The organism is Paraclostridium sordellii (assembly GCF_000953675.1).
In the GTDB taxonomy this organism is placed as follows: domain Bacteria; phylum Bacillota; class Clostridia; order Peptostreptococcales; family Peptostreptococcaceae; genus Paraclostridium; species Paraclostridium sordellii.
Genome location: NZ_LN679998.1, coordinates 3025779 through 3039074 on the forward strand (window position 1 = coordinate 3025779; position 13296 = coordinate 3039074).

The following is a 13296-nucleotide window of genomic DNA, read 5'->3' on the forward strand; positions in this document are numbered from 1 at the left end:
CTATGATAAATAAAAAAGAGCTAAAATATTCATATTTTGCGTATTATAAAATAATACGTCAAAATAAAAATATCTTAGCTCTTGCCTGCTTTACCAGTAACACGCTATTTATTGTATATTTAAATTATATCATGCAAATTATTCCTTGTAAACACTTTCCCGACTTTTTTCTACATAGTTTTTGTCATTAATCTATCTATATGTAATGCTATAAATCCCATCTCACCTTCATTTAATTCTATATTATGATTTGTGTTTAAATATTCACATAATAATTTTGATATATTAAATGAATTGCTAAGCTTTTCTTTTATATGTTCTAGGAGCATGTTTTCCTCATATATCCCTTTGACCGTTCTATTTATAGCTAATCTTAGGTGAATTATCAATCTATTATAATAAATTGAATCTTTGCTTATTCTTATATCTAGTTCCTTCTCCAGAAAATCAATTGATTCTTTTATTATTACAGCTTGTTTTGCACTGTCTACTGCCTTAGTTTTATTTAATATTCCATTTATATGCATAGTTACAAAAGCAACTTCATCTTCTGTAAGATTTATCCCTAAAGATTTATTAATAAAATCTACTATTTTTTTAGCTAACTCCCACTCATATTCATATAAGGCTTTTAATTCTGCTTTGAATTGGTTTTCCAGGCATATATCATCATAATATCTTTCTATAGCAAACACTAAGTGATCTAGTAAGGCCATGTGAGATTTGTTATTAATATCAAGTTCGATACTACCATCTAATGTAGATAAACTTTCAGTTGCAACTCCAATATAGCTTGGATTAATTGTATCGTATAATTCCTCTAAACTTTTATATCGCTCTTCATTTATAACAAATATTTTTTCAATCTTTTCTACATTATCAAATATGGAATTTACAGATGCTTTAAATCCAATTCCACTACCTACTAGTATACACTCTTTATTTTTCCCTTCTTCTATACATAAAATAACGTTATTATTAAAGCTTTTTACAATTCTATACATATATTCCCTCCTTGGCCATAGATTATATGAGAATGTGCTTAATTACTATTTTACCTTATATAATATACAATATTTCCTACTTTAAGTATACCAAATTGTTTACTTAAATAATAAATTCTCGAAATATTTAAATATTTTATTAGACTATATTTTAATATTAGTATAAATCTAAAGTGTAAATCTAATTTAATATTTTATTTTCATTTTTCTTTTTTTAGGGTATAATATGCATTAGATATATACATAACTTTTTAACAAAGTCGTTAAAGGTTAATTTTCTTATGGAGGTTTTTAATATGTTAGTTTCAGCTAAAGAAATGTTAAACAAAGCTAGAGAAGGTAAGTATGCTGTTGGTCAATTCAACATCAATAACTTAGAATGGACTAAAGCAATTTTACTTACTGCTCAGGAAAACAATTCTCCAGTTATATTAGGGGTATCTGAAGGTGCTGGTAAGTATATGGGAGGATATAAAACTATAGTTGGTATGGTTAATGGAATGTTAGAAGAATTAAATATAACTGTTCCAGTTGCTCTACATTTAGACCATGGTAGTTACGAGGGAGCTAAAAAAGTAATAGAAGCAGGATTCTCTTCTGTTATGTTTGATGGTTCTCACTACTCTATAGAAGAAAATATAGCTAAAACAAAAGAAATAATAGATATAGCTCACGCTAAAGGAATATCTGTAGAAGCAGAAGTTGGTTCTATAGGTGGAGAAGAAGATGGAGTTGTTGGTGCTGGTGAAATAGCAGATCCTAACGAATGTAAATTAATAGCTGACTTAGGAGTTGATATGTTAGCTGCTGGTATAGGTAACATACATGGACAATATCCTAAAAACTGGGCTGGATTAAACTTTGATGCTTTAGAAGCAATAAATAAAGCTACAGGTGATATGCCACTAGTTTTACACGGTGGAACTGGTATACCTGCTGATATGATACAAAAAGCTATCTCTTTAGGTGTATCTAAAATAAATGTTAACACTGAGTGTCAATTAGTTTTTGCTGCTGCAACTCGTAAATATATAGAAGAAGGAAAAGACTTACAAGGCAAAGGTTTTGACCCTCGTAAGCTTCTTGCTCCAGGATTCGAATCTATAAAATCAATTGTAAAAGAAAAAATGGAATTATTCGGTTCTGTAAACAAAGCTTAATATAAATTAAAAGCTATCTCACCTGAGATAGCTTTTTTTATTTAAAGTTTTATATATCCACTCTTTATTTTTCTATGTATAGTAGATGAATTTATACCTATCTGTTCTGATGCCTTTGTAATTGAGCCATATCTATCTATAGCTCTAGGTATAATTATTTGATCTACTATTTTATATGCTTCATTTAAATTCACAATTCCATTTACCACTATAGGCAGTTCAAAAGTTCTTTCCCTAGATGTATCATCTAAATTTTTAAGCATATTAAACTCATCTTCTCCTATAGTATTTTTAACTGATAGTACTATAAATCTTTCAATAATATTCTTCAATTCTCTTATATTGCCAGGCCAAGAATGACTATTTAGTAAATTCATAACCTGAGGAGAAATCTTTACATCTCTATTGTATTTATCATTGTATAAACTCAAGAAATGTTCAACTAAAGGCTCAATATCTTCCTTTCTTTCTCGAAGTGGAGGTATTTTTATAGGTATTACACTAAGTCTATAATATAAATCTTGTCTAAATTTAAAATTATCATGTAAATCCTCATTTGATATATTAGTAGCGCTTATATATCTTACATTAATTTTAATTGGTTTACTTCCACCAACCCTAGTTACTGTATTTTCTTGTATAACTCTAAGTAATTTTTTTTGCATTTGAAGTGGTAATTCCCCTATCTCATCCAAGAATATAGTCCCTCCATTTGCCTGTTCAAATAAACCTTTTCTCCCACATTTTTTGGCTCCAGTAAATGCACCTTCCTCGTATCCAAAAAACTCAGATTCTAGTAATTCATTAGGAATTGCCCCACAGTTTATAGCTATAAAAGGTTTGTCTCTTCTGGGACTGTATTTACATATTGTTCTAGCTACTATTTCTTTACCCACTCCAGATTCCCCAGTTATAAAAATTGCTGAATCAGATGCAGCTGCTCTTTTTACTAAATTTTTTATGTTCTCCATAACTTTACTTTTGCTTATATACTCTGAACTAGTTTCTATTCCATTATGCTTAGTATGCGATTCTAAGTTTATAACTCTAGAAATATCCCTTCCTGTTAATACCCCACCTTTTACATTTTCCTCATTATCAAATATAGGAACTGCCGTATATGCTATTACTTTTCCCCCAGGATAGACTATATTTTTATAAGTTTTTTTCTTAACCTCTAGCATATTAAGTATTATTGGTTCTTCTACTAACCCCATATAAACTAACTTATCAATACTTCTCCCTAAAACATCTTTTCTTTTAAATGGAAGTATTTCATCGCATAAGCTATTCATTTTTTCTATAACACCATCTTTATTAAATATAACTACAACCTCATCTATATGCTCAATTATGTCCTCAACAATATTATCCGTTATCATAGTTTTTTCAAATAAATAGATATATTGTATTTCATTTTTACAGTCTCTAACAGGATAAATATCTACAAATATGTTTAAGTCTCTAAGTCTTATATTTTTTCTATTATTTGAAAAACTATCTTTATTACTAAATGTACTATCTAAATCAGCTATATTTGATGGCTTGTCCACATCTACAAATTTCAAAATATTTTTCATTTGCGAATTAAATTCTAGTATTTCACCATTTTCCTTGCATAAAATTGCAGGATTCTCTAAGTGATTGATAAAGCCTCTAAAATCATTGTACACTTTCTTCAGCCCTTCCTTATTTAGTAAGTTAAATTCACTGTTGAAACATAAAAATTGACTTTCCTATACAATAATATTATAGCATTTAAAAATACTTAATTTATAATTGCTGTTAATTTTTTATTAAATCTTATGTTTTGTAGAATTATATATATTTTATTTTGTTTTATATAGTTAATATCAGATGAATCTTATAATAATAAAATAATCCTTATATATAATATTAATATTATATATAAGGATTATTTAAGTTAGGGTTTCTATGAAATATAAAATCTATCCAAGTATTTTAAATTTACTATAATTTACACATTAACCAATTCAATCAAATCATCTACACTATCTAATTTTTCAATAAATAGTGGAACTATCTCTTTTACATCTCCAACTATTCCATAATCTGCTATATCAAATATAGGAGCTGTTTCATTTTTATTTATAGCTATAATAAAGTCAGAGGATTGCATACCTGCTAAATGTTGTATAGCTCCAGATATACCACAAGCTATGTAAAGGTTCGGTTTAACAGTCGTTCCAGTTTGACCGATTTGATATGAATGGTCTATCCACCCAGCATCAACAGCTGCACGAGATGCCCCTACAACCCCATCTAATTTATCTGCTAATTCTTTTAACATTTCAAATCCTTCTGGTCCTCCTATTCCAAGGCCTCCAGATACTATTATGTTTGCATCAGTTAAAGATACTAAATCTTTTTTTATTTTTACAGTTTCAACTACTTCTACTCTTATATCATCTTTAGTTAAATTAAATGGTAAAGGAACTATTTCTCCACTTTTTGAACTATTTTTTTCTGCTTTTTCCATAACCCCTGGTCTAACTGTAGACATTTGAGGTCTATTGTTAGGGCATATAATTGTAGCCATTATATTACCACCAAAAGCTGGACGAGTTTGTTTTAATTTTTTATCTTCTTTATCTATTTCAAGTTTAGTGCAATCTGCAGTAAGCCCAGTGTTTACTCTTGAAGCTATTCTTGGAGCTAAATCTCTTCCTATGTGTGTAGCTCCATAAAGTACTATTTCTGGCTTTAATTCATTTATTGCATCAGATATGACTTTTGTATAAGCATCAGTTGTAAAGTTTTCTAATAAAATATCATCTGCTGTATAAACTATATCCGCTCCATAATCAACTAGTTCTTTTGCCATATAATCTACATCTTTACCTAATAATATTGCACAAAGTTTAACTCCCACTTCATCAGCTAATTTTCTACCTTCTCCAAGCAATTCTATTACAACAGGTGTGATTACCCCATCTCTTTGTTCTGCAAATACCCAAACATTTTTGTATGAGCTAAAGTCTTTTATAGTTTCATTTATTTTTGTATCCATTTTAACCTCCAACTTATATAATGTGCTTTTGTTTTAATCCTACTAGTACTGTATTCACAATTTCTTCTGGATTACCTTTAAGTATTTCACCTTTACCTCTTGGCTCTGGTGTAAATGATCTAAATACTTTAGTTGGCGATGCTTTAAGTCCAACTTCATCCTTATTTACATCTAAATCATCTATTGTCCAAACTTTTATATCTGTTTTAAAAGCTTTTACTATTTTATCAACAGACATATGTCTTGGTTCGTTTAATTCTTTAACAGCTGTTAAAAGAACAGGTTTTTTAACTTTAATTACTTCGTATCCATCCTCTAATTGTCTTTGTACCGTTATTGTATCCCCATCTATGGAGAATTTTTGCACATAAGTAACTTGAGGTATATCAAGTTTTTCAGCTATTTGTGGACCAACTTGAGCAGTATCTCCATCTATCGCTTGTCTTCCAGCAAATACTATATCATAGTCTCCAATTTTTTTAATTCCTGCTGCAATTGTATTTGAAGTAGCCCAAGTATCAGCTCCTCCAAATGCTCTATCACTAAGAAGTATAGCTTCATCAGCTCCCATGGCTAAACATTCTCTAAGCATAAAATCAGCTTGAGGCGGTCCCATAGTTATTACGGTTACTGTTGATCCTTCATGTATATCTTTTAATTTTAAAGCTTCCTCTAATGCATTTGCATCATCTGGGTTTAGTATACTTGGAACCCCATCTCTTATAAGAGTTCCCGTCTCTTTATTTATTCTAACTTCATTAGTATCTGGAACTTGTTTTACGCAAACTAATATTTTCAAAGTCTTTACCTCCATTTAACTAGTATAAAATATTTTTAAAGGTTTAGTTTATTTTAAAATGCTTGAAGCGATTACCATTTTTTGAACTTCTGAAGTACCTTCGTATATAGACATTATTCTTGCATCTCTATATATTCTTTCAATTGGATAATCTTTTATAAATCCATATCCACCATGTAATTGTAGGGCTTTATAAGCAACTTCATTAGCTATTTCTGCTGCATAATATTTAGCCATAGCTGACTCTTTAGTCATATTCATTCCAGCATCTTTCTTTTGTGCTGCATCATAAACTAACCATCTAGCGGCATTTACCTTTGTTTCCATATCAGCTAGAGTAAACTGAGTATTTTGGAATTTAGAAAGAGTTTTACCAAATTGAACTCTCTCTTTTGTATATTTGATAGCTTCATCAAGGGCACCTTGAGCAACTCCTAAAGCTTGAGCTGCAACTCCGATTCTACCAGCATCAAGAGTTTTCATTGCTATTTTAAATCCTATGCCTTCTTTTCCTAATAAGTTTTCTTTAGGTACTTTAACATTTTCAAATATTAGATCTGAAGTTTGAGTTCCCCTAATACCCATTTTGTCTTCATGCGCTCCATGAGAAAATCCTTCCAAATTACTCTCTACTATGAATGCCGTTGTTCCCTTTAATCCTTTTGACCTATCTGTAACTGCAATTACTATGGCAAAATCACATATAGGTGCATTAGTTATAAATGTTTTTCTTCCATTTAATATATAATAATCCCCATCCAGTTCTGCTGTTGTTTGTTGAGCCGAAGCATCAGATCCTGCTCCTGGTTCTGTTAACCCAAAAGCACCTATCATTTCACCTGATGCGATACCTCTTAAATATTTTTGTTTTTGTTCTTCAGTCCCATAGTTAAGTATTGGCAGTGATACTAAAGATGCTGCTGCAGTTGCATAAGTTCCAGTGGATGCACATCTTCTACTAAGTTCTTCCATGATTATTGCATATGATACGTAATCAGCACCTGCTCCCCCATATTCCTGAGGTATAGTAACACTTGTATATTTTGTTTGAGCCATTTTATCTAATAATTCTCTAGGCATTTCTCCAGTTTTATCAATTTCTTCTGGTAAAGTTGCCATTTCTCTGCTTACAAAATCTCTTACAGCTTTTCTTAAAAGTTCTTGCTCTTTATTAAATATCATATTCTCCTCCATTTTTATATTCTAATATTTTTGATATGAGATATTATAAAAACGAAATCTTTATAAATAGTGATTATATAGATTTCGATTGTTGCAAATATAAATTTAGGCGAAGCTAAGCATTTCAGAGAAGGCTTGAATACGAGTTCTTACTTGCTCATTATTTGATGTTTGTTGATCTACCTCTATATATAATGTAGGTATATTTTTTGATTCAATATCTCCTTTAACCACTGGATAATCGTATTCTTCTGGATCACAGAACTTCATCATACAGAATATTACTCCATCTGCACCTTTAGCTTTTACTTCATCCACTATCATAGATCCACGCTTTTTCTCTGGATCATAAGCTAATGAACATCCTTCTATGTTTGACCACTGTCTTGCAAGTCTTTCTAAAGCATCTTTTCCTTCTGGCACTAAAGTTCTAAATTGTCTAGACTCTTGAGCTAAATCATCTCCAACAACAGTTATATTGTTTTCTTCTAAAATATCTAAAATATCTTTTGAGTCTAATGAAATCCCAGTAAGTATAACTTTACTTCCCATACATTCTTCAGTTTCCATTTTCTTAAGATTAGCTATAAGACTTTTAACTAATTCAGTATGCTTTTCTTTTCTCATGAAGAATCCACTTTTTATAACTAAGTTTCTAACTGAAGGTTTTATAGTTTCTGGATATTTAGGAGATAATGCTACAAATTCTTGCATTACTTTTCTATGCTCATTGTAAACATCTATACTATCTTGTAATTTCTCTTCTGTTATCTCATGACCACATATTTTCTCTAACTCTTTTTTAATATTTTTAAATTCATTTACTAGATATTTCACACCTGATTCTAATTTTCTATTTTGAGGATATACCAATGCTATATAAGGCACTTTAGGAACTGCAACTTTCCAGTTTTGGCCTAAACAAATTAATGTATCACACATTCCTGGTATTATAACAGCTGAAAGTTCGTTGTAAGCTCCTTTAAGACCAAATTCTAAAGATGATTGCATTATTGAACATGCAAACGCTGGAAAATATTGTTTTGCTAAATCTAATTCAGTGTGTCCACCCCATATTCCTACAGGAAGCATACCTCCTGCATGAATTATTTCTTCTGGACAGTAAACAGGAAAACAACCTATAGCTTTATTTCCAGTATCTTTTTTAAAATTTTTTACAGCTTCATTTGGATTTTCAACAGCTTCTTTCATTGTTGCTAAAATAGATTCCATTATATTTCACCTCTATTAAGATTTTTTCTCTCTTCCATAACTTCAACTAGACCTTGTATTCTAGTCTCAAATTGAGCTTTAGTAAATGCTCTAGGATCAGCTTGATCTCCATCAAACCCAGCTGATGGTATTTTTGTAATTTCTTCAGTTTGTCTTTGCATTTCATACTGAATCAAACTCATAAGTTTACAGCTTCTATTCATATGATAGAAAGCTCCATCACATTTACCATCTCTTAAAGAGTTCACTCTAAATTCGGTCATTTTATCTAAGTTAACATTATTAAACATTCCACTGTAAGCTCTTGCCATTCCATCAAGATCATTAACTTCATATTGAAGTGCCCAAGCATGTGGGTAAACACTACCTGTCATATTCACTCCATATTTTGCTAGTGTTTTCATTTTAAAACCTATAGTAGGCCAGCAAGGTATTCCTTCCATCATTATTCTGTATTTTTCTTCTCCTCTAAATGTAGATATTTTATTTTTCTTATTTTCTTCTAATTCTTCTATTAAAATTTTAAATGCTTCAGTAGTCTCTTTTTTACCTCTAGCACATACTATTACTGCCATATACGTAAATAAATCAAATCCGTTCATTGGAGATGGGTCTGATCCTTCAGGCAAGCTCATTGAATATTTCCAAAGTCTACCGTTTTCTGCTGATATCTTCATTACTTCTTCAAATTTTTTAGGATCAAATTTCTTGCCTGATATTTTTTCAAGCTCTTTTATTGCTTCTTCAAACTGTGCTTTAATGTATTCAACTCTTTCATCTGTAACATGATCTTCATTATTAAAAGGTACATCTATCATAATCATAGGAATATTTAATTCTTTTGATATATTTTCATACCATTTTATAACTTGATCACATATATTGTTACAACATAGCAAAAAGTCTGGTGTAGGCATATTTAAAGTATCACTTTTTCCTTTTTCTAAAAATCCAAAATTGGCTCTAGCATAAGCACATAAATCTATAGAATATCCTTTAGCTTCTGCTCTCTCACATAAATCTAAGGATTCTTTTTTCGCCGCTACTCCTGCTGCATGATTTTCTGGATAACATAAGTTTAAGTCAAATACTTCTGCTAATTCCTGTGGAAATACTGAAGTAGCCCAACCAACTGGTCTACCTTCTTCTTTAGCTTTAAAAGCATTTGCATACTGCTCAGCTAAGAGCTCGTTAATTACTGTTTTAGCATCTTTTTTTTCAGACATTTTCATCCCTCTTTACCATTATTTTTTTATTTCATTATAAGCATATATAGCTGCTCCTAAGGCTCCTGTAAGTTGAGGTATGTCAGGAACTATAATTTTAGTTTCCAATTCTTTTTCCATAGCTTTAACAACCCCTGAATTTTTTGCAACTCCCCCAACCATTACTACATCTTCCTTCACGCCAAGTCTTTTTACAAGGCTTGCGACTCTTTTAGCAACTGATGTATGAATTCCTGCAACTATATCTTCTATTGCTATATCATTTGACAAATGTGATATAACTTCTGATTCAGCAAAAACTGTACAAGTATTACTTATAGATACTTCATTTTTAGATTTTATAGATATATCTCCAAGATCTGATACGTCTACTTCAACAATTTTTGCCATTACATCTAAAAACCTGCCTGTACCTGCTGCACACTTATCATTCATCAAGAAATTTAACAAAATCCCATTTTCATCTAACTTAAGTGCCTTAGCATCTTGCCCTCCAATATCTATCACAGTTCTTACTGTAGGTATCAAAAACTTTACACCCTTAGTATGACAACTTAACTCGCTTATTTGTTTATGAGTATTTGCATATTTCATACGACCATATCCAGTTACTACAGTATTTTTTATATCATCTTCTGTTATACTAAGTTTTTTATACAAATCTTCAAGAACTCTAGCTGGACCGCTAGTTCCTGTACCTGAGGGTATTGTAGAATAAGCTACTATTTCCTTCCCATCTTTTAAGATGATTCCTTTAGATGCAGTTGATCCTATATCTAATCCCATTGTGTACATTTTTTAGTCTCCCCTTTATATCTCTAGACTAGTTCTTTTGCATCATCTAATTTAATAGCTTGAGAATTAACCATATCTAATATTTCTTCTTCTGTGTATCCTATAGATTTAAGAACTTCTTTGGTATGTTGACCAAGTCTAGGTGCTGGCTCGTATTCCTTAATGCCCATAGTTTTAAATTTAACTGGTCCGTTTACTAACACACCTTCATTTCCATTTTCATAAGTAGTTTTAAATAGAAAATCGTTTGCCCAAGCTTGATCATCATTAATGATATCTTCACAACTTTGAACTTTCTCAAACGGAAGATCTGCTTCTTCTAATAGAGCTGACCATTCATCTAATGTTTTTTCAAGCATTGCTTTTTCTACTATTTTTACCATTTCATCAACATGCATTGGCATTACTTTTATATCATTAAATCTATCATCTTTCATTATTTCTGGTCTGTTTATAACTTCACAGAATTTTGGAAGCCACTTATTATATTGAATTAAAGCAAGTTGTATCCATTTGCCATCTTTGCACTTGTAAGTAGTCATAAGTGGACTGTTTGGTTCTGTTCTTGATATAGGCATTTCATTTCCATATTGAGATGTTGTAATCATCATTCCCATTCCATAAAGTGCAGTATGGAATAAGCTTACTGTTACTCTATCACCTTCACCTGTAATTTGTTTTTTATAAAGAGCTGCTAATATACCAGCTGTTAATGATATTCCTGCATAGTGATCTCCAAATCCAGCAGCAGTATTACATGGTGAAGTTCCCTTTTCCATAAGGGATTGACTTACCCCACCTCTAGCAAAATATGCTGTATAATCAAATCCTGGTTTATCTTTTAATGGACCTTCTTCTCCATATCCTAAAATATGAGCATGTATAAGTCCTGGAAAATCATCTTTTAATTGATCATAAGTAAGCCCCATCTTAGCAAGAGCTTTCTCTCTTACATTTGTTACAAATATATCTGATTTAGATAGGAGCTTGTGAAGTATTTCAACTCCCTCTTTTGTTTTAACATTTACACTTATACCTTTTTTATTTCCATTTTCTAATTCAAACATTGGATTTTCATCATCAGTACACGGAGATTTAAAAGTTCCACCCATAACTCTTATGCCATCGCCACCTAGTGGTTCGATTTTAATTACCTCTGCTCCCCAATCTGCAAGTAATTTGGCACAACAAGGCGCCGCTACAAAGCTTGATAATTCAACAACTCTAACACCTTTTAGTAATGCTCTATTATCCATAACTGAACCTCCTATAAATTGTAAATTTTATAATTTGAATTTAGTAACTAAGAATTTTTTAAAATAATTTTTATAAATTTTGAATTGAAATTTTATTTGATACTATATTTTGTTAAGCATTTATCGTGCCAACTTTTATTTTTCTTTTTAAATCGTTAATTTTTACACATTTTAATGTGTTTCTTTTTCGAATCACAGATATTATTAAAATTTATTTTTATTGCAAAATCCAACACTACTCTTGCATAATGCAATGATTTACGTATTTTTAAATTTTATCTAAGTCTAAAAATAATAACATTTTATTAAAATGATAAATTTATATTGTTGTATAATTAACAATTGCATGCTATGATTTAATCATCAAGGCATATTATTAGTTAATTTTTTAATTTTTAATATGCCCTTTGTAGCTATGTTTATTTTTAATAATTAATAGATAAGCTAATCATATAAATATACTGTTATAGTATCTATTTTTTATATTACTTTTTTAATTGTATAATAGCTTGTCTATTGAAAAACAAGGAGGCTTTATATGAAAATATTGATGTTTAGTGCACGTGAACATGAATTGCCTGCAATATCAAAGTGGATTGAGGAAAATGAAAATAATATTCAAGTCGATACAATTAAAGAAGGTTTATCCTCATTAACCGTTGATAAAGCCAAAGGTTATGATGGAATCTCAATCCAACAAACTAATTTAATTAATGAACCAATAGTATATGAAAAATTAAAGGAATTTGGAATAAAACAAATAGCTTCTAGAACAGCTGGAGTTGATATGATTGATCTAGACCAAGCTGTTAAAAACGATCTTATTATAACAAACGTACCTGCTTATTCTCCAAACTCAGTAGCAGAACTTGCTGTAACTCAGACTATGAATCTACTTAGAAATATGCATCTTATATACAGAAATGTTCATGCTGGTGACTTTAGATGGTCAGCAAATCTAATAGCTAGAGAGGTTAGATCTATTACAGTCGGTATAGTTGGTACAGGTAAAATAGGTTCAACTGCTGCTAAATTATTCAAGGGCTTAGGTGCAAATGTTATAGCTTTTGATGCTTATGAAAATGAATCCTTAAAAGATATTTTGACTTATAAAGATACCTTAGAAGATCTTCTTAAAGAATCTGATGTTGTATCCCTACATACTCCTCTTACAGAAGAAACAAAACATATGATAAACAAAGATAATTTAAAGCTTATGAAAAAAAATTCCTACTTAGTAAATGCTGGACGAGGTGGAATTATTAATACAGATGATTTAATCGAAGCTTTGGAAAACGGTATCATAGCTGGTGCGGCTTTAGATACATTTGAAACTGAAGGTGCCTTCTTAAATCAAGTAATACCTCATCATGACCTTACTGATCCTCAAATAAAAAAATTATTAAATATGGAAAATGTGTTATTTACTCATCATATAGGTTATTTCACAACTACTGCAGTTGATAATATAGTAAGTATAAGTTTAGACTGTGTAAAAGATGTCTTAAATACTGGCAATAGTGCTAATAATGTATTGGCATCAATGAGTATAAACTAATTTTAAATAAAAAAAGACGCTCAATTAGAGCGTCTATATCTTTATGTTTATA

Annotated in this window: 11 protein-coding genes; 2 read left to right on the forward strand and 9 right to left on the reverse strand. The window is 30.4% G+C overall.

Annotation, left to right across the window (positions count from 1 at the left end):
• Positions 1-170: 170 nt before the first annotated feature.
• Entirely contained in the window at positions 171-1004 is an 834-nt protein-coding gene (locus ATCC9714_RS14650) for a PRD domain-containing protein (RefSeq protein WP_021122289.1), read from the reverse strand.
• A 296-nt stretch (positions 1005-1300) separates the two neighbouring features.
• Here ATCC9714_RS14650 and fba point away from each other — a divergent pair, with 296 nt between their 5' ends.
• Entirely contained in the window at positions 1301-2164 is an 864-nt protein-coding gene (gene fba, locus ATCC9714_RS14655; protein ID WP_057545708.1) for a class II fructose-1,6-bisphosphate aldolase, read from the forward strand.
• Positions 2165-2205: 41 nt separating this feature from the next.
• Here the strand turns inward: fba and ATCC9714_RS14660 are convergent, their stop codons facing one another.
• From ATCC9714_RS14660 to ATCC9714_RS14695, 8 genes are all read right to left on the reverse strand, one after another.
• Complete coding sequence (locus ATCC9714_RS14660; protein WP_057545707.1) at positions 2206-3837, reverse strand: sigma-54 interaction domain-containing protein; 1632 nt, start codon at positions 3835-3837, stop codon at positions 2206-2208.
• Positions 3838-4142: 305 nt separating this feature from the next.
• Positions 4143-5195 (reverse strand): electron transfer flavoprotein subunit alpha/FixB family protein, encoded by a 1053-nt coding sequence (locus ATCC9714_RS14665; protein WP_057545706.1) that lies wholly within the window; start codon positions 5193-5195, stop codon positions 4143-4145.
• A gap of 13 nt (positions 5196-5208) precedes the next feature.
• Entirely contained in the window at positions 5209-5994 is a 786-nt protein-coding gene (gene etfB / locus ATCC9714_RS14670; protein WP_021127661.1) for an electron transfer flavoprotein subunit beta, read from the reverse strand.
• Between the two features lie 48 nt (positions 5995-6042).
• Positions 6043-7176, reverse strand: a complete 1134-nt coding sequence (gene acdB / locus ATCC9714_RS14675; protein WP_057545705.1) for a putative isocaproyl-CoA dehydrogenase AcdB — start codon at positions 7174-7176, stop codon at positions 6043-6045.
• A gap of 105 nt (positions 7177-7281) precedes the next feature.
• Positions 7282-8409, reverse strand: coding sequence for a (R)-2-hydroxyisocaproyl-CoA dehydratase subunit beta (gene hadC, locus ATCC9714_RS14680; protein ID WP_021127659.1), 1128 nt, complete (start codon positions 8407-8409; stop codon positions 7282-7284).
• Positions 8409-9635: a (R)-2-hydroxyisocaproyl-CoA dehydratase subunit alpha gene (gene hadB, locus ATCC9714_RS14685; protein ID WP_021127658.1), complete on the reverse strand. Its 1227-nt coding sequence runs from the start codon at positions 9633-9635 to the stop codon at positions 8409-8411. Before hadB ends, hadC begins: the two co-directional genes overlap by 1 nt.
• Before the next feature lie 18 nt (positions 9636-9653).
• Positions 9654-10430 (reverse strand): acyl-CoA dehydratase activase, encoded by a 777-nt coding sequence (locus ATCC9714_RS14690; RefSeq protein ID WP_021127657.1) that lies wholly within the window; start codon positions 10428-10430, stop codon positions 9654-9656.
• Positions 10431-10453: 23 nt separating this feature from the next.
• Complete coding sequence (locus ATCC9714_RS14695; RefSeq protein ID WP_057545704.1) at positions 10454-11686, reverse strand: CaiB/BaiF CoA transferase family protein; 1233 nt, start codon at positions 11684-11686, stop codon at positions 10454-10456.
• A gap of 538 nt (positions 11687-12224) precedes the next feature.
• Between ATCC9714_RS14695 and ATCC9714_RS14700 the strand changes: the two genes are divergently transcribed.
• Positions 12225-13244 (forward strand): D-2-hydroxyacid dehydrogenase, encoded by a 1020-nt coding sequence (locus ATCC9714_RS14700; RefSeq protein WP_054629529.1) that lies wholly within the window; start codon positions 12225-12227, stop codon positions 13242-13244.
• Positions 13245-13296 lie beyond the last annotated feature (52 nt).

What these genes read in the sequence shown, in the direction of transcription:
- ATCC9714_RS14700 (WP_054629529.1), top strand. Translation starts at nt 12,225, where the DNA reads ATGAAAATATTGATGTTTAGTGCACGTGAACATGAATTGCCTGCAATA.
- ATCC9714_RS14695 (WP_057545704.1), bottom strand. Translation starts at nt 11,686, where the DNA reads ATGGATAATAGAGCATTACTAAAAGGTGTTAGAGTTGTTGAATTATCA.
- acdB (WP_057545705.1), bottom strand. Translation starts at nt 7,176, where the DNA reads ATGATATTTAATAAAGAGCAAGAACTTTTAAGAAAAGCTGTAAGAGAT.
- ATCC9714_RS14665 (WP_057545706.1), bottom strand. Translation starts at nt 5,195, where the DNA reads ATGGATACAAAAATAAATGAAACTATAAAAGACTTTAGCTCATACAAA.
- fba (WP_057545708.1), top strand. Translation starts at nt 1,301, where the DNA reads ATGTTAGTTTCAGCTAAAGAAATGTTAAACAAAGCTAGAGAAGGTAAG.
- hadB (WP_021127658.1), bottom strand. Translation starts at nt 9,635, where the DNA reads ATGTCTGAAAAAAAAGATGCTAAAACAGTAATTAACGAGCTCTTAGCT.
- ATCC9714_RS14650 (WP_021122289.1), bottom strand. Translation starts at nt 1,004, where the DNA reads ATGTATAGAATTGTAAAAAGCTTTAATAATAACGTTATTTTATGTATA.
- ATCC9714_RS14690 (WP_021127657.1), bottom strand. Translation starts at nt 10,430, where the DNA reads ATGTACACAATGGGATTAGATATAGGATCAACTGCATCTAAAGGAATC.
- hadC (WP_021127659.1), bottom strand. Translation starts at nt 8,409, where the DNA reads ATGGAATCTATTTTAGCAACAATGAAAGAAGCTGTTGAAAATCCAAAT.